This window comes from Vibrio tapetis subsp. quintayensis, from assembly GCF_030409945.1.
Taxonomy (GTDB): domain Bacteria; phylum Pseudomonadota; class Gammaproteobacteria; order Enterobacterales; family Vibrionaceae; genus Vibrio; species Vibrio quintayensis.
This window is the reverse complement of record NZ_JAUFQV010000007.1, coordinates 173,963-190,620: the sequence shown is the minus strand read 5'-3', so window position 1 is coordinate 190,620 and position 16,658 is coordinate 173,963. Positions and strand designations below refer to the sequence as shown.

Below are 16,658 nucleotides of genomic sequence, written 5' to 3'. Positions count from 1 at the left end.
AAGATGATAGTTAGAACATTAGACGAGTGCCGAGACAGCGAGCGCCGAGTAGTATCGGAAACATGGGAAAGTGTCCGCATGCTGCTAAAAGATGACAAAATGGGATTCTCTTTTCACATTACAACCATCTATCAAAACACAGAAACGCACATTCATTATCAGAACCATCTCGAATCGGTTTACTGCATGAGCGGAGAAGGGGAAATCGAAGTTGTAGGTGGAAAAACTTACCCGATTAAACCTGGCACCTTATACATTCTAGATAAAAATGATGAACATTATCTAAGAGCATATCAAGACAAAGAAATGGTCATGGCATGCGTGTTTAACCCGCCAATCACGGGAAAAGAAGTGCACGACGAAAATGGCGTATACCCATTAGTTGACTAGCTTTAGATTATCGTTAATCACCAATAAGTGAGGCATTTAGCCTCACTTATTGGTTTAACCGCTATCCATTAACTACCTTAAAACAGTCTCGATGCTTAAAACAGCTGACACCTAAAAGGACAGTCACCGCAAAACCCAGTACAATAGCGCGTCATTTATTGTTAGCGTGCAGCATGAAAAACCAACTTCAATACGTTCAAGGTTACCCAGAGCATATTCTTAAACAGATCTCGACTCTGATAGAGCAAAAGCAACTTGGGCCGTGGTTAAAGCAACGATACCCGAACAATCACACCATCACCTCAGATAAAGCCTTATTCGAATACACCATGGCGATAAAAAACCGCTACCTGAAAAAGTCATCGCCCTTATCTAAAGTGGTGTACGACAAAAAAATTCACATGGTGAACAATGCACTTGGCCTACATAGTTTTGTGTCTCGTGTGCATGGCGGCAAGCTTAAAGCCAAAAATGAAATTCGCATTGCGACCATGTTTAAAACCGCCCCAGAGCCATTACTGCGCATGCTGGTGGTGCACGAACTCGCACACTTAAAAGAGAAAGACCATAATAAATCTTTCTACCAACTGTGTTGCCATATGGAGCCGGATTATCACCAACTAGAGTTGGATGCAAGGCTGTACTTAACGTCTCTTGAACTGTAAAAGACAAACTATGGATTACGATTGATCTCCTGTGTCTTCATTTTTGGCGCTTGAGCGAACAGGCTCAAATTGTGGGTTATTTGATTAACAACCCAAACTGAATCAAATAATTAGCGCTAGAGTCGCATTTCATTTCCATCCAGATTATTGTGCCTACTATAAACTTTCCGGTGCGGCTCACCTCAAAATAGCGCAGTAGGCAATCTCATGGTTTTTCGAACATTCGTTACCACTTTAATATTTAGCTTGTACACAGCTATGGCTTCAGCCAACGGCACCATCTTGGCCACTGTGCCGACCAAAAGTGACGAACTTCCTAGCGTCACGATTCTAGAAAGTGGCCTTGTTACCCAACAAGGTAAACAATACAACATAGACAAAGGCAAACTGATGCACCCGACAGTTGGGCAGTACATCGGTTTTCGTTATGAGTTGATATTGCCAAAGGGCGATGAGGTGACCAAACTGCCTATCACCGTGACCATGTCACACCCCAGCATTACTGACCCTAAAACCAAGCAAAAGACGACAACATCTAGTTGGCCCGACACCATGTACCCACACAACAAAAATCTAGCCATGTGGTATTTCGGAGAAGAGTACGAGATTCAAAGTGGGATCTGGAAACTTGAAATCCGATTTAAAGGCAACCTGCTCGCGAGCCAGTCTTTTACCGTGGCAAACATGGAACAGCTTAACTCATCTATTAAAGACAACTTTGAAGCAACAGAGCGGCTTTCTCAAATTGCCGCCATTGCAACAGAAGGTGAAAAGCTATTATGCAAAAATCCAAGGTTTAGCACTTGCATGGCGTTCGACACCCAGCAACGCTGTGAAGCAGGCATGGCAACGCTTAGAGGCACCTGTGCCAGCTACGCCAAAGATAAAACCAAGCAACAAAACCCCCACCAAACAGAAGTCGTAAAAACGTTTTATAGCCACTTCACCGTATGCATGGCAAGCAGCAGAATGACGAGCGCAAAGCTGAATGAGAGTGAGGTAAAGGCGTGTTTTAGGAAGTAGGTCTAGGTCGCTGGGTCAGCGTTATGCTAAGAAGTAGTGCGGACATGCTCTTCGTCCGCAATACTTCGAATTCAGGGCACGAACATATGTTATCCCTTCATTACTTTCTTGAGTCTCGCTAAGGTCTTCATTGAATCGTTCGCGGGAATCGTTTTGTAATCAGGGTTGTTTGCTTTTAACCAGTAGTCACTGCTTCCACGTTTTTCGATAACCCGCAATAAGTATTGGTTGTCTCCGCTTTCATCTAGCATCTCGATGGCCATCGTGTTTCCGGTGATAGATCCTGCACTGTTTGAAGAAACGAACTCAAGCAGTAACAAATCGCCGTCTAAGATTGGATTCTTTCCACCATTCATCGAGTTTCCAGACGCGCGAGCAAGAAAGTGTTTGGACGCATCGACATTGTATTCACTGACCTCAATGTGTTCACAGTCTTCTGTGTTACCCGTTTTAAAGTGACCACAAGCAATTTTAAGATCAGGATAATAAGGCAGTGAGATGAGGTTATCTTGATCGGGTTGCTCAAGTGGAGTTATCTTTTGCTTCTTGTTGTCCACGTGTTTGGCCAATTTGTAATCGACTAATTCTTTGACCAAGTCAGCCAATACATCAACATGTCGGTCTTGAATTGTAAAATTAGCTCTAAATAGACCATTGTCGTTAGTGAACCATGAAATATTGGTTTTCTGGTCCGCCTTGATTGAGTGATGAACGGGATTTTTCTTCCAATAGCTAAACCATTCTTTGTGAGTGGAATGCAGCGAGCGTTCTGCCTCTGGCAGTTCAAGTTTGTGTAAGAACGGATAGCCAGACAATACGTGCCAGCTTTTCTCACAAAGTCGCTCGACACTAGGTGGCGTGCGAAATCCATCGAGTTCTAAAAAGGCTTCAAGCAAAATCGCTTTGAATGATTTAGTCATTTTGGTTTGTTGTACTGCATAGAGCAGGAAGTCATGATAAGCCGTAACGACTTCGGTCATAAGAGGATCATTTGTTTGTTGGGCGACCAAATTTAACCAACTGCCATGCTGCTTAGTTGCTTTGCTTAACTGCGGATCGACTTCAGAATGAAAATACTCTGCAGCGCTTGGTCTATGACCTAAGTGTGCTTCGAGGTTTATATAATCTTCAAGTGCCGTTTTTCTGTATTGTCTAGCAAGAGTCTGCCAGAAATCGGTGACTTGAAGATCAATATTAAGATAGCAGCCATCACCAAGTTGCGGGGCAGCACCGGAGACTTTACTTAGATCTGTGAGTTTGCCTGATAGGCTGATACCAAGAATTTCATGCTTATTTAAAAAGCTACGATGATTACCAATAAAATCGAGAACAGCGAGGTGTTTTTTATTCGGATGTAAACGAAGACCACGCCCAAGTTGTTGCAGGAATATGATGTTCGATTCCGTCGGGCGAAGCATTAAAACAGTATCGATAGATGGAAGATCCGTACCTTCATTAAATAAGTCGATAGAGAAGATAACTTGAATTTCTCCGCGATCGAGCTGAGTTAATGCCTCGTTACGCAATGTTTTCGAGCCACTATAAACAGCAACAGACCTAAATCCTTTTTTAGAAAATGTCTTATTAAATGCGACAGACATAAAATCAGCGTGCTTTTTGGATACACAAAAGGCGAGGGTACGTGACTGTTGGTGTAATTCCCAGTGCTTAAATATATGTTGAGCACGCTTTTGAGTGGCAAATTGCGCATCAAGTTCATCGGGGGCAAACTTACCATTGCGCCATGGGATTTCTTCGTAGTTTACAAATTCATCCCAAATCCCGTGATAATGAAATGGTGCGAGGATTTTTTCATCAATACCGTGAACGAGGTTTCGGTCAAATACCAAGTTATCGTGGCATAACGATAAGATATTGGCTTGGTCGGTACGTTCTGGCGTTGCTGTTAAACCGAGCATGAACTTAGGGGTGAAGTAATTAATGATGTTTAGGTATGTTTTGGCGCTCGCGTGATGAAACTCATCAATAACGATGTAATCAAAGTGTTCTGGCTTGAACTGATTCAGGTGCGCTGCTTTTCCAAGGGTCTGAACGGATGCAAACATCATCTCTTTATTACGCTCTTTAGACTTGCCATGATAATAACCAGAAGACTTTTCAGGCCATAATTTGGCAAAAGTGTTGAGCGCTTGCGTGAGAATTTCTTCTCGATGAGCAACGAATAAGATCTTTTTGGCATTCATTTGCTTAGCATCAAATGCAGCGAGCCAAGTTTTCCCCATGCCAGTACCGAGCACTACAAGTCCACGAGTATTCATCTCCATTCGAGAGTTAGAAAGTGCTTGAAGAGCTTCTTCCTGAGCGCAGTTCGGAGTAAATGGCTCTACTTCTAAGTCACCAACCTCAGATACCGCGTGAAGAGTAGGCTTTTTACGGATCTTAATATAATTATCGATCCACTGATCTGTCAACGCTATTGCAGACTTGTGGTTGAAGATACCAGCAAACTTTTCACGTATAAGAGCAAACTGCTTGGCTTGCTCTGAGTCAGTTGGTGGCTTGTGATCATATCTAAGACACCATTCGTGAGCGTGTGTTAGGGCGCTTTTACTCATGTTATTAGAGCCAATAAAAGCAGAGCCTTGATAGAAACTCTCGTTTTCATTAGTACGAACAAAGATATACGACTTAATATGAAAACTATGATTACCAGCCTGAAAAATCTTAACTTCAACGTTATTGCCTTCAAGCTGCATTAGAGATCTAAGAGCTATCGGGTTGGTGATATGTAAATAGTCTGATGTTAGGATTTTTAGCTTAAGTGGATAACCACGCGCCTCTTGTCTTTCTAATGCTTCATTGATTGCTGGTAATAATAAATCCAAACCGGAAGGTTGAATAAATGAAACAGCAATTTCAATCTCTGTTGCATGGTTGATGGCGTACAACAATTGATCAAGTAAGTGATCCTTGTCGCCCGTAACCAAAACGTCATGTTTTAGAGTTAATGAAATATTAGGCACTATTTACTCTCTTTCTTTAAGATAACGTTTAACCACTTCTCTGACTCACGACCTTCACGAAGATCACCCGTAATCCAGTTTTCTGCAATCGATAAAGGAGTATTGCTAAGCAGGGTACTCAATGAGTTTTCGTTCAAGTCCGTAAAGCGACGGCCATGTCGTTCAAGTTCACTATCCCCATACTTGAATGAGCAATAGAAAATGCCGTCATTTTTAAGGAATTGACTGAGGTGGCAGAAGGTCTTCTCTAAATCATTATATGGGACATGCAAAAGAGAAGCGCATGCCCAAATAGCATCGAAAGCTTTCATATCGGTAGTAAAGCTTAAAAAAGTGTCGCATTGAATGGTTTGGTCAACTAACTCACTTGCTAACGCGACTAACTCTGGGCTGGCATCAAATCCGGTTGTAATAAAGCCATTATCTATAAAATGCTTCGTATCTCTACCAGAGCCACAACCCGCATCTAAGACTTTTGCGCCTGTCGATAATAACGGAACAAATCTGGCGTATAGGGAGGCCATATTTACGTCAACGGTTCCTGCGTAAAATTCCTGTGCGTTCGAGTTGTAGTAGCTTGAAGTCATATGCGGGTAAAGCTCATTTAAGTAGATGCCTATGAACAATAATATCAGTTTTCGGGTTAATGTTTAATGTGGAATATCAATGGTTTTTTAGTGAGTTTAACCAAGTGTTGTCATCGCAATTAGTCATAATAAATGGTCGGTCTCTCCTCTAACACCTCGTTGGTCGCAATCTATTAGAGATAGTATTGAAAAACATTAGCAATACCACATCCCTACAAGAGCATTAAAAAAGCATGATCGTTACTCTGCTTCATTCCAGAAATTAGCAAAGAGATATCCGTTAGTTACATACCCACGCGATGTGGTTTGATTTTTGTGCATTTTGATTTTTCCTTAAATGTAAGAGGTGAAAAAATGGCGGTAACTCATTTATATCTAGGTTAACAATGAAGCAGCTAAAGAAATTCCAAACACTGATTTACTCAGAATCGGAAACAAAAGAAATATTGATTTTCTTTTTCCCGGTTGAAAGAGGCCGAATCGAATCCATGGTGGTTGACGATAAAGTAAGAGAGTTCGCACAAGGGTTACTTGTAGAAGCGGTGGATACCTCATACAAAATTGGTTTTATCGAAGCAACTTGGAGAAGCACGATAAACCCACGTAAGCCAATTGCAAAAGTACTTAATGAATTGGCAAAAGGAGCCTTATCTCATGCTTTTGATCACGCCACGACGAACGATTTGAGAAAAATTAAAATCTACCAGTTGGTTATGAGCGCAATAAACCGTAACTTCAGGAGTCAGCTGGCGATGTTTCTCGACGGAATTGCGTGTAATAACGAAAAGCCGTTATTGATACCGACTTATAATATTAGCAGTGGTAAGCAAAGACTATGGGCGTAATTAAGAAGTGGTGGTTGCGGTTTCTTCTGTTCATGAGTGTATGTGTCGTTGTTATTATCGGGAGCTCAATCCGTGAGGAACAATTTTTTACCTGTGTGATGGGAGCTGATTTGTTAGGCGCCACGCCTGCACAGTGCTTATGGGTAATTGAGACATTGGGGCCAAGTGAGGATCTGCTTTTGTCAGTCGAAGAGGAATGGTCTTTAAGTGCGGTGCTCAGCTATCCGACACCAGAAACATTGGCTTTGGCTCAGCTTCTAATCGACCATGGTATAGATGTGAATTCTTCCCAACGGATCAATGGTGTTGAAATTCCGACGATTCACGGTGCAATCCTCTCAAGAGAGTTAGAAGCATTTAATCTATTGATTAAAAATGGAGTCGACATCAACCAAGTCTATTCAGCAACTGAAGATAATGCACTGCAGTTTGCTTATAGACTTCAAAAGAAGAGAGCAAGTGTCGAACTGGGTAAAATGATCGCTACGCTGGAATCCATGCAGTGATTTTTAATGCTACATAAACTTACATTCCAACCACCCGAAATCCACTCACCTTCTTGTTCTCTTTTCCCAGCAACACATGGTACTCCATTGCTGTGAGCAGGCTCTCTTTGTCGGTGTCGTAATCCAATAGTTTGGCTAGGCGTTTATCAAAGCTTTGTTGCTTTATAAAGTTCGGATTTTGGTTTGAAATATAAAGGCTTTTGTTGAGTAGTGGTGGTCTTCGTTTTTCATCTAATAGGCCACTTCGGTGGACAGCATCAATAGATGAGAAAGTGACGCCAAATTTATATTCAGGCTAACAAATGGAGATCAATTTGATATTTGTTTGTTTAACCATTGGTTAGTCATTCCTTTTTAAGGTGCGCCAAGGCCTGTAGACCGAAGTATTTCAGTTTCTCTGGCTATGGTTGGGCTTGATGGAAGCCTGCGGAGCATTAATGTGGGTTCTAAAAGGATCGTTTCTGCATTGGTTTGCTCGGAGTTAAGCGTGTTGATCATGATGTCGAAGCCAATGAGTGCAATTTGCTTGATGGGCTGTTTGATACTAGAAAACCCAAGCGATTGAGAGATAAATGTATCGTCAAATCCGATGATCTCTACCGCGGACGTTTTCTCATGTTGCTGAAGTAAAATGAATAACTGACTGGCGCATATATCGTCTGAACAGAATATGGCACTTAACGGTGATTCATGGGTCAGTATTTGTTGCTCAACAAAGTTAGCCAATGTTTCAGTGGTGTAAGGGCTCAACACTCGCGGTTCTGATAATTCGGTGTTTTTGTTTTTTAGAGTTTGTTTAAAACCAATAAAACGATCCGACTGTTGGGTGTCTGTGCCGATGTATCCGATGCGGCGATGCCCCTGTTGCAATAGGTGCTTCGCCGCTAGCATACCACCGTATTTATGGTGGGTTCCGACTCCAGAAACCAATGGGGAGGTGGCCGTTAATAGCACAACAGGGAAAGGGAAATCCTGTAAAGTGCTGAGGTGTTCACTTTTCAAAGAACGTGGAATTAAGAAAACGCCATCCACATTATGGTTCTCGCACTCTGCTAAAAACGTACGTTCAAGCTGCAGGTTATTACGGCTATTAAACAGTAATAGACTCCTACCGTGTTTATAGGCTTCTTCTTCAAGAACGTCGATCATTTGCGCAAAAAATGGGTTGGTAATGTTGCGAACAATGACCGCAAACAGTTTGGTCGCTTTTTTACGTTTCTTCTCTGGTTTCTGATAGTTCAGTTCTTCAATCGCATTTTCTACCGCTAATTTGATGGCGTCAGAGACGTTGGCGTTGCCATTTAACACTCTGGATACCGTCGCGATGGAGACTCCTGAACGCTTGGCTACATCTCTGATCGTCATTGTGTTTCCTTTTTTGTTTAAGTTTATTCGTTTAGTCGTGATGTAACAAGATTTTGTGTTACATCACAATTAAATATGCTTCTGACGACATTATGGAAAATACGCCGTTTAATTCCATGCCGTCTCTTTTCAGTGTTTGTCGTCTTCTCTAATATTCGTGTTAACAAAGTAAATCGGGAATTAAGTTTGTGCAAGATAATAAATACAGAACGATAGAGACGGCAACAGAAAAAGAACTCAATTCTTTTGATGTTATTTCGTCTAATAAAAAGTGGCGTCCCCGGTTTCATATAAATCCGCCTTATGGGTTACTCAATGATCCAAATGGTTTTTGTTATTTTAATAATGAATATCACTTATTTTACCAATGGTTTCCATTTGGTACTTTTCATGGCATGAAACACTGGCGTCATGTGGTGTCAAAAAATTTAGTAGAGTGGAAAGATAAAGGCGTTAAAATATCACCAACGCTAGGGTATGAGTCTCATGGGGCATATTCTGGCGCTGCTTTCATCGACAATGATAATGCCTACTTGTTTTATACTGGAAATTTAAAAACAGAACATGGTCGAGATGCAAATCAATGCGTAGCAACGTTAAGTAACACTGGCGCAGTACATAAAAGTGGGGCTAACCCAATTATTCGTTCAGTGCCTAAGGGTTATACGGGCCACGTCCGAGACCCGAAAGTAATTCAACACGATGGTCATTACTATATGTTGTTGGGCGCACAAAGGGAGGTCGATTTACAAGGTTGCATTATTGTTTATGAATCTTCAGATCTGTCTCGTTGGGCGTTTAAAGGTGAGCTAACCTTATCGTATTCTGAGGCATTGCTTCCTGGTTACATGTACGAATGCCCTGATTTGCTGCAAGTGGATGGTCAAGATGTGTTGATCTTTTCTCCTCAGGGAGTAAAACCCGAGGGAACAAGGTTTCATAATCTCAATAATGTGGTGTATTGCCTTGGGGTGATGGACTGGCACAACCTTGAATTTTCAGTGGAGCATTGGGACGAATTAGATAAAGGTTTCGACTTTTATGCCCCGCAAACCATGGCTAACTCGCCAAGCAACGCGACACTCATCGCATGGGCTGGAACCGACGAGCGTTTGCCAACCGAGGAACATGGTTGGATTAACTGCCTTACTTTAGCAAGAGAACTCTCGATAAAACGTGAACGACTGCATCAAGTACCGACCAGCGGTTTGTTCAACACACTGTCAAAAGCTGGCAGCTTGTCGATAACTGATAATGGCAGCGATACCTTTGAATTAACCTCGTTGTCTTTTATGGCAAACATTAATGTTACTCAGCACAACTCAGAACGAGGTGATATCAATGAGGCTGTGAGAGTTAAAATAGCCCTGTCAGATGATGGTAATAATAAAATCGAATTTATTGTTTGCCAAAAGAGTAACCGTCTTATTTTAAATAGAACGAATTACGATCATCACGAGTCCGATTGGGATTTTGGTTCGATACGAGAATGTGAATATGAAGATCAAATTGAAGATATAACGTTAATATGTGACCAAAGCATATTGGAAATATACGTTAATAAAGGGAAGTATGTATTTACGAGTTTGTTTTTTCCAAACGATACCGCTCACTTTTTGAATGTGTGTTGTAATGGAAATACAAGTGTGAATATGGATATAAGCTACACTATATTATAATGACGGGTGAATATTGTGAACTATGAACTAACCGTAGATGAGATACTTAAAAGTATCGGTGGTATCGATAATATAAGAAATGCAGAGCACTGCGCAACGCGCTTAAGGCTCATTCTAAAAGACAACGATAAGGTGAACACAGGCGAAGCCAAAGCAATTGAACAAATTAGCGGTTACTTTTATCAGTCCGGCCAGCATCAATTTATTATTGGTACGGGTAAAGTTTCTCATGTTTTTGACATGCTAAAGAACAAACTGGGTGGCAATGTCGAATCGAGCGATTTTAAGAACGATGCATTTGCTGATATGACGGTAAGTCAAAAAGTGATCAGAACATTAGCGGATATCCTCATTCCTCTGATCCCCGCATTGGTGACGACGGGCTTATTGATGGGCTTGCGCGGAATGATGCTGCATTCTGGCGTAGAGTTTGCGCCTGAAGTGTTGGCCTTGTTTGGCATGTTGACTGACACCGCGTTTGCATTTTTGCCGGTCTTGATTGCGTTCTCGGCGGCCAAGAAATTCGGTGGCAATCAAATTATCGCCATCGTGGTTGGTTTAATGATGGTGGCACCTCAATTACCGAATGCGTGGGTTGTTGCTGGCGGTGGCGCTGACCCGATGATGGTGTCGTTATTTGGGATTGATTTTCCATTAGTGGGTTACCAGGGTACGGTGTTACCTGCAATCTTTGCTGGGTGGTTTGTCTCTTACCTTGAACGAAATTTGCGTCGATTTGTGCCAGCCGCGATGGATTTGATTCTGACCCCGTTTTTGACCATCACCATTGCCATTTTTGTGATTCTCTTTTGTTTTGGTCCGCTATTGCAAAGCGTTGAGCATGGGTGCAACTACCTTGTTCGTATGGCGTTAGACATGCCTATGGGAATTGGCTATATCGCTTATGGTGCGATTCAACAAATGATCGTGATTACTGGTTTGCATCATGCTATCGGTGTGATTGAAATTGGCTTGCTGAACGAAACCGGGTTCAACCCTTTACAGCCACTGGGTACAGCATCCATGGCAGGGCAATTTGGTGCGGCTATTGCGGTTGCCACATTATTAAAAGATAAGCTAAAGAAAGGGAATGCTTACAGTGCTTCAATGTCGACACTGTTCGGGATCACAGAGCCACTGTTATTTGGTGTGAACTTGCAGTACTCCAAGGTGTTTGGTTTTGGCATGGTTGGCGGTGCGGTAGGTGGGTTGTTTACCTACGTATTTAGCATCAGCGCAACGGGCATGGGCATTACGTTTATTCCTGGCATCTTGTTGTATACCGATTCCGTCGGTTCCATTTTGGGGTACTTAGGTGTGATCGCCAGTGCATTTACGACATCATTCCTAATAACTCGATTCTACAACCCAATTCGACGCGGTTAATCCGCCTTTAAACTGGCAGGAAAAGCTAACCCCCTATGGTTTTTCTTGCCCTTTTAAACCCGTATTGTCCTGATGCGGGTTTCTTTAGTTAAGTGACTTTTGAGGCAACAAGATGAAACATTTAGTTTGGACAACGGGCGACGCTGTTTTAGATCTCATTCCCGATGGAAAAGAGCATTATTTAAAATGCCCAGGAGGTGCACCCGCCAATGTAGCCGTTGGTATTTCAAGGTTAGAGGGCAGGACTGCGTTTTTTGGGCGAGTAGGTGATGACCCATTTGGTTATTTCATGCGGGATGTATTCTTGGCAGAACAAGTCGATATAAAGCACCTAGGTTTTGATAAAAACAACCGCACTTCAACGGTTCTAGTCGACCTAGATGATCAAGGAGAGCGTACCTTTACTTTCATGGTCAACCCCAGTGCTGATCAGTTCATGAGTCATCAAGATGTGCCTAAATTTCAAGAATGCCAGTGGCTGCATGCTTGCTCTAATGCACTCGCTAATGAACCTAGCCGCAGCAGTACCTTGAATGCGATGACTCAAGTTAAAGAAAGCGGCGGCTATGTCAGCTTCGACCCGAATTTAAGACAAGATGTGTGGCAAAATCCTCTAGAAATGAGAAGCATCGTAATGCAGGCGATTGTGCACGCTCATGTGGTTAAGTTCTCTGAAGAAGAGATCACTTTTTTGACTCAAACGGATTCGATTGAAAAGGCCATCAGCGCGCTAAGTTCTGTCAGTATCCCGGTCATTATCATTACTTTGGGCTCGAAAGGGGCACTCGTTTACTATGAAAACGAAGCCATTCGTGTTGAAGGGCAGTCTGTTAGTGATGTTGTCGATACCACTGGCGCCGGTGACGCGTTTGTTGCCGGTTTGCTTGCATATTTATCTTCCTATGATCATTGGTGTAAGAAGAAAATCATCATAAATGCGGTGAAATGGGGGAATGGGTGCGGAGCGCTTGCTGTCACAAAGAAAGGCGCAATGAGTGCCTTACCTAATCTGTCGCAACTGAATCAATGGCTCACCCAGTGTTAATGTTTGTTGTAATTAGGCGCCTGAGTGCGCCTAATGCTTGTTGTGTGGGCGATTACCGTATCCTCAATATCGGGTAAATTAAATCATGCACAGGTCACCAAAATAGATTAGGTAAACATCGCGTTGATCGGTGTCACTCTGATCATCAATGGAAGTGTTTTACTCAAATTGGATGACTCTGGTGGCTACCGCGCCTCATTGGAGGTGAAGATCTTTGAGATGATTACACGCTCATTTTCCAATGTGGATTGGCAAGACGCCCAAAAAGTAGACTGGCTGATTAAGTCTTTCGAACAAGATTCGGAATTTGGTCTTTTCCCAACCATCCCTGCGGACTTCAACCTAACTGATGACCAGTTAGCACTGTTTTACGCCAAATGCGAAGCAAGGTTAAGTAGCTATCAGCTTGAGAATAAAGGGCTGTCGGAGTTAAGCGTTTATGGGCTATCGATGATCCTAATTGAACGTGCAGAAGCATTAGGGGAATGGCGTGAAGTGGTTCGCCTGAAAGGTCGCATTGCCGACCAGTACTTTGAATTTCTTGCGCTGTGTGAAATATGCTTAGCTCATGATGAAGAGTTTGACGCGGAAGACTGGCTAGTGAGAGCCAAAAAAGTCGCCTCTGATGGCTATGAGTTAACGCAGTGCGCAAAAATGGAAGTCAAAGTCTTGGTCGCGCTTGGTGATAACCAAAAGGCATGGGACTTAGCGTGGGAAAATTACGTAAAACGTCCCGAACTTGATGCCTACAAAGAGGTAGAGTCGATGCTATCCGGTATTAACGGCTCTGATTTTAACTTATTTGAACACGCGCAGAGCATTCTGATAAGCGGTCATAAAACGGGCCAAACGGGTACCCATCGGTTTGGCTTTTACTCTGAGTTACTGGCTTTGTACATCCACCTTGAAAAGTGGGATTTGGCGATAGCTTGGTTTGATGATGAGCAAGGCGCAGTTGAACTGGGGCTTAAACTGGCTCAATCCATCACTGCGATTTATCCAGAAACAAGTGGCCGTATTTATGTGGGTATCGCGGCCAAACAGGTTGCGATGGGATCGAAACAGTCTTATCAAGAAGCCGCCAAAGTGTTACGTGATGCGGAAAATCATTTGCTTGAAACCAATCAGGGTGAGGCGATCATGAAAGTGATTGTGGCGAGTTTGATTGAACACTATAAGCACAAACGCAATATGATGCTGATACTGTCGAACGAATTTTCGAGCTATTGCCCTTAATGGTATCGGCTCTTAACGATATTCGCTATTTTGGCTCAGGCTAAATCACTCCATTAACAGGTTTTTTTACTTTGTAGTTTGGAGCATGGCCATTGTGCTTCTATAGTTTTAGTACGAAAGTATGAAAACGGATGTTATATGAAGCAATTGTGCAAAGTACTGATCCTGTTATTGGGAATATCGTTTCATGGCTTTGCATGGTCTACTAATCAGTCTATTCACCTCACCATGCCTGTTTTTAGTGATGGTAGCCATCGTTATTATCATGAGCTTCTTACTTTGGCATTAGCCGATATTGACGTTGATCTGACCATCAGTTCTCCTCCTAAACATTTTTCCCAACGGCGTGTGGTCAAGATGTTGGAAAAGGGAGAGCTGTCGCTTATGTGGCTTATTCAATCAAAACAGCAAGACCTACTATACCATCGAGTTGATGTGCCATTGACCAATGGCTTAATTGGCAAGCGGATTATGCTCATCCCAAAAGGGGCGCAGCCACTTTACACTCGAATTCAATCCCTTGATGATTTAAAGCGAAGCGGCTTAGTCGCTGGGCTCGGTGTTGGTTGGTTTGATGCGTTGGTATGGCAGAAAAACGATCTAAATTACTTTTTAAAGGATGGCGAGTGGCGCAAGCTGTACCATATGTTGTCTAATCACGGTGGCGTGAATTACTTCCCAAGAGGGGTGATCGAAATCGTCAATGAAGCCAAATACAATTTGCACCTCGATATTGAACAAAAGTTGATGCTTGAATACGACAGGGACTTTGTTTTTTATTTAAGCGCCGTAGACAGCTATAAAACCGATTTAATTGAGAGTGCACTGTATAAAGCTCAGCGCAGTGGTTTGATTGATCGTCTTATTCAAAAGCATTGGAATGAAGACTTTGAGCACTTAAACATTGAAGACAGGCGTGTTATCAAGCTTGTCACGCCAATTGAATAGTTTAAGGGCGGCGAGGTTGAGCGGTTTACGCTCATTTGTTGCATACGGTGGCAAGTATTTGAATGAATGCGAAAAATGACTCTCGAACTTTGCTATATACGGATATACTCATTCCTAACCCATGAAATGTTAATAAGCGCCGTTTTTGAGTGTACCCGATGGGTGCAAGCCACGAACGATGTGTTTATGAATAACGGTTAGAAAACCGTTTTAGATAAGGAATGAATATGGAAAGCGTTGCTATTTTGCTGATTGTGCTTGTAGCGTTTTTTATGATGTACATGCGCTATTTTGCGAAGAATTACGAGCCGATCACCTATCCATACAAGAAAGTAGGTCGGCTACTTAGTCAGTCGGAAAGTGCGTTTTACAATGCGTTAATAGCCGCAGTAGATAACAAAGCGGTGGTGTTTTCAAAAGTACACATGGCTGACGTCGTCACGCCTCCGGTAGGTAAAAATAAGAAACGCTGGGCAGCTGCGTTTAACCGAATTGCTCGTAAGCACATCGACTTTGTGATTTGTCGCCCTGGTACACTAGAGGTACTATGTGTGATCGACTTTAACGACGGTTCGCAATTAGACAAGACCAAAGCCGAACGAGAAAAGCTGCTGATTCATGTGTGTAAAACGGCGGGCATTCCGCTCATTGGTGCTAACTCTAAATACAGCTACCAGGTAGGGCGGTTACGTAAGATTTTAGCCGAATACGTAGATACGATTTCTATCGAGCCTGAGATTCGTTTTTGTAAAGAGTGTAACAGCCCAATGGTGATGAGAGTGTCTAACCAAGGTGAGTTCAAAGGCCGACGCTTTTATACTTGTAGCCGGCCAGCTTGCGGTTACAACGAAGAATATTCTGAAGAAGTTGAATGGGGTTAAGGTCACGAATCGTTTAACCCTTCATTAGCTTGATGTGAGATTTACTAAGTACCGCCAAGGCTCATGTTTGTGTCTGGCGGTATTTTCATTTTAAAACGGCCGTTATTTGCCTAGCGATACATCAAACTGGCGTAAGTACTTTGGCATTACTGCATCTAAGTGTTCAATATCTTCTTCGTTTAACTCGATTAAATGCAAACCAAATTGTTGGTAGAGCGCTAATTTGGTTTGTTTTTCCTTTTCTTGCTCTGTATCCAGCTGCTGTGCGAAAAACTCGATGTAAATTTGCCCTTTTGGCAAGTAGAAATCGCTATAAACTTCTTGTTCTATGGGCAGTTTTCTCTCGTAAGCATGGACGAGTCCCGTCATGTATAGCCAATTGTCTATCAACATTTCTTGTTTGGACCGCACGTAATGGCCATCTGCCGTGCGGTACTTGGCTTCAAATTTTTGTCTGAATGAGCTGTAGGATTTGTCGGTGGACGAGTGGCTAGTGTTGTTGCCTTGCACTTCATTTATTGAGTTTCTTAATCGCTTATTGCTCAAAATAGCCGTGTCCCAAACCACAAACGGGATGTCTGACTGGCTGTTTTCACGCTGTAAACCACCAAAGTGTTGGCCAAGGTGGGTAAGGTGCCAGCCTTTTCCGTGTTTGGTGATCCAGCCAAGTTCTGCAAACAATTGGTTTATCTTTTGCGAGGGTAAATCAAAACGTTCACCAATTTGAGATGCCGTGTGCTTGTCACTTTTTGCATCAAATCGAGGCAGTGTGAAGTCACTTGGCCAAACAATATACTGACCGAATTTTGTCGAGGTTATGTATTCGCCACCTACGGAAGTACCGGCTTGGGTGAGCTGCCAACCATCGTCTTTTTTGCTGATGTAGCCAAAGGATTCTAGCTGCTTAAACAGTTCACCTGATTTTATGTCTTGAGCTTGCGCTAGTTTCGACGTCGAGAGCTTTTTGTCCACATGAACCTCTGATCTATTTATCTGATCTGTTTATTTATACAGGTATCATAACTCACTGCACTAAATTCAGCAAAGCACAGCCTCAACTCGCCATTATGTGAGTATTGTGAGTTATAGAAAGTGTGTGATATACGAGGTTTTCATAC

Annotated in this window: 15 protein-coding genes; 11 read left to right on the top strand and 4 right to left on the bottom strand. The window is 42.6% G+C overall.

Annotation, left to right across the window (positions count from 1 at the left end):
• Positions 1–3: 3 nt before the first annotated feature.
• The 3 genes from QWZ04_RS02725 (at position 4) to QWZ04_RS02715 (ending at position 2,078) form a co-directional block, all read left to right on the top strand.
• A complete protein-coding gene (locus tag QWZ04_RS02725; protein WP_290324692.1) occupies positions 4–390 on the top strand; it encodes an ectoine synthase in 387 nt (128 codons plus the stop codon).
• Positions 391–563: 173 nt separating this feature from the next.
• Positions 564–1,055: a M48 metallopeptidase family protein gene (locus QWZ04_RS02720; protein WP_290324690.1), complete on the top strand. Its 492-nt coding sequence runs from the start codon at positions 564–566 to the stop codon at positions 1,053–1,055.
• A 207-nt stretch (positions 1,056–1,262) separates the two neighbouring features.
• Positions 1,263–2,078: a DUF3859 domain-containing protein gene (locus QWZ04_RS02715; protein ID WP_290324688.1), complete on the top strand. Its 816-nt coding sequence runs from the start codon at positions 1,263–1,265 to the stop codon at positions 2,076–2,078.
• A gap of 89 nt (positions 2,079–2,167) precedes the next feature.
• On the opposite strand, the gene QWZ04_RS02710 is transcribed toward QWZ04_RS02715, so the two are convergent.
• The gene (locus QWZ04_RS02710; RefSeq protein WP_290324686.1) at positions 2,168–5,062 is read right to left on the bottom strand and encodes a DEAD/DEAH box helicase family protein; all 2,895 of its coding nucleotides are present in this window, start codon (positions 5,060–5,062) and stop codon (positions 2,168–2,170) included.
• Positions 5,062–5,649: a class I SAM-dependent methyltransferase gene (locus tag QWZ04_RS02705; RefSeq protein ID WP_290324684.1), complete on the bottom strand. Its 588-nt coding sequence runs from the start codon at positions 5,647–5,649 to the stop codon at positions 5,062–5,064. Before QWZ04_RS02705 ends, QWZ04_RS02710 begins: the two co-directional genes overlap by 1 nt.
• Before the next feature lie 386 nt (positions 5,650–6,035).
• Between QWZ04_RS02705 and QWZ04_RS02700 the strand changes: the two genes are divergently transcribed.
• Positions 6,036–6,494, top strand: coding sequence for a hypothetical protein (locus tag QWZ04_RS02700; protein ID WP_290324682.1), 459 nt, complete (start codon positions 6,036–6,038; stop codon positions 6,492–6,494).
• Positions 6,485–7,000, top strand: coding sequence for an ankyrin repeat domain-containing protein (locus QWZ04_RS02695; RefSeq protein WP_290324681.1), 516 nt, complete (start codon positions 6,485–6,487; stop codon positions 6,998–7,000). Before QWZ04_RS02700 ends, QWZ04_RS02695 begins: the two co-directional genes overlap by 10 nt.
• A gap of 354 nt (positions 7,001–7,354) precedes the next feature.
• Here the strand turns inward: QWZ04_RS02695 and QWZ04_RS02690 are convergent, their stop codons facing one another.
• Positions 7,355–8,365 (bottom strand): LacI family DNA-binding transcriptional regulator, encoded by a 1,011-nt coding sequence (locus QWZ04_RS02690; protein ID WP_290324679.1) that lies wholly within the window; start codon positions 8,363–8,365, stop codon positions 7,355–7,357.
• A gap of 188 nt (positions 8,366–8,553) precedes the next feature.
• Here QWZ04_RS02690 and QWZ04_RS02685 point away from each other — a divergent pair, with 188 nt between their 5' ends.
• The 6 genes from QWZ04_RS02685 to QWZ04_RS02660 all read left to right on the top strand — a co-directional run bounded on the left by QWZ04_RS02685 (position 8,554) and on the right by QWZ04_RS02660 (position 15,540).
• A complete protein-coding gene (locus QWZ04_RS02685) occupies positions 8,554–10,044 on the top strand; it encodes a glycoside hydrolase family 32 protein (protein WP_290324677.1) in 1,491 nt (496 codons plus the stop codon).
• 15 nt (positions 10,045–10,059) lie between these two features.
• Positions 10,060–11,430, top strand: a complete 1,371-nt coding sequence (locus tag QWZ04_RS02680; RefSeq protein ID WP_290324675.1) for a PTS transporter subunit EIIC — start codon at positions 10,060–10,062, stop codon at positions 11,428–11,430.
• Positions 11,431–11,542: 112 nt separating this feature from the next.
• Positions 11,543–12,475: a PfkB family carbohydrate kinase gene (locus QWZ04_RS02675; RefSeq protein ID WP_290324673.1), complete on the top strand. Its 933-nt coding sequence runs from the start codon at positions 11,543–11,545 to the stop codon at positions 12,473–12,475.
• A gap of 123 nt (positions 12,476–12,598) precedes the next feature.
• The gene (locus tag QWZ04_RS02670; RefSeq protein WP_290324671.1) at positions 12,599–13,711 is read left to right on the top strand and encodes a hypothetical protein; all 1,113 of its coding nucleotides are present in this window, start codon (positions 12,599–12,601) and stop codon (positions 13,709–13,711) included.
• 138 nt (positions 13,712–13,849) lie between these two features.
• A complete protein-coding gene (locus tag QWZ04_RS02665) occupies positions 13,850–14,659 on the top strand; it encodes a hypothetical protein (RefSeq protein WP_290324669.1) in 810 nt (269 codons plus the stop codon).
• 227 nt (positions 14,660–14,886) lie between these two features.
• Positions 14,887–15,540: a DUF2726 domain-containing protein gene (locus tag QWZ04_RS02660; protein ID WP_290324666.1), complete on the top strand. Its 654-nt coding sequence runs from the start codon at positions 14,887–14,889 to the stop codon at positions 15,538–15,540.
• A gap of 102 nt (positions 15,541–15,642) precedes the next feature.
• On the opposite strand, the gene QWZ04_RS02655 is transcribed toward QWZ04_RS02660, so the two are convergent.
• Positions 15,643–16,512, bottom strand: a complete 870-nt coding sequence (locus tag QWZ04_RS02655; RefSeq protein WP_290324664.1) for a glycerol kinase — start codon at positions 16,510–16,512, stop codon at positions 15,643–15,645.
• Between the last annotated feature and the right edge of the window lie 146 nt (positions 16,513–16,658).

Bases quoted from the DNA above. Each gene is read 5' to 3' on its own strand.
- QWZ04_RS02725 (WP_290324692.1), top strand. From the start codon at position 4: ATGATAGTTAGAACATTAGACGAGTGCCGAGACAGCGAGCGCCGAGTA.
- QWZ04_RS02720 (WP_290324690.1), top strand. From the start codon at position 564: ATGAAAAACCAACTTCAATACGTTCAAGGTTACCCAGAGCATATTCTT.
- QWZ04_RS02715 (WP_290324688.1), top strand. From the start codon at position 1,263: ATGGTTTTTCGAACATTCGTTACCACTTTAATATTTAGCTTGTACACA.
- QWZ04_RS02705 (WP_290324684.1), bottom strand. From the start codon at position 5,649: ATGACTTCAAGCTACTACAACTCGAACGCACAGGAATTTTACGCAGGA.
- QWZ04_RS02700 (WP_290324682.1), top strand. From the start codon at position 6,036: ATGAAGCAGCTAAAGAAATTCCAAACACTGATTTACTCAGAATCGGAA.
- QWZ04_RS02695 (WP_290324681.1), top strand. From the start codon at position 6,485: ATGGGCGTAATTAAGAAGTGGTGGTTGCGGTTTCTTCTGTTCATGAGT.
- QWZ04_RS02690 (WP_290324679.1), bottom strand. From the start codon at position 8,365: ATGACGATCAGAGATGTAGCCAAGCGTTCAGGAGTCTCCATCGCGACG.
- QWZ04_RS02675 (WP_290324673.1), top strand. From the start codon at position 11,543: ATGAAACATTTAGTTTGGACAACGGGCGACGCTGTTTTAGATCTCATT.
- QWZ04_RS02665 (WP_290324669.1), top strand. From the start codon at position 13,850: ATGAAGCAATTGTGCAAAGTACTGATCCTGTTATTGGGAATATCGTTT.
- QWZ04_RS02660 (WP_290324666.1), top strand. From the start codon at position 14,887: ATGGAAAGCGTTGCTATTTTGCTGATTGTGCTTGTAGCGTTTTTTATG.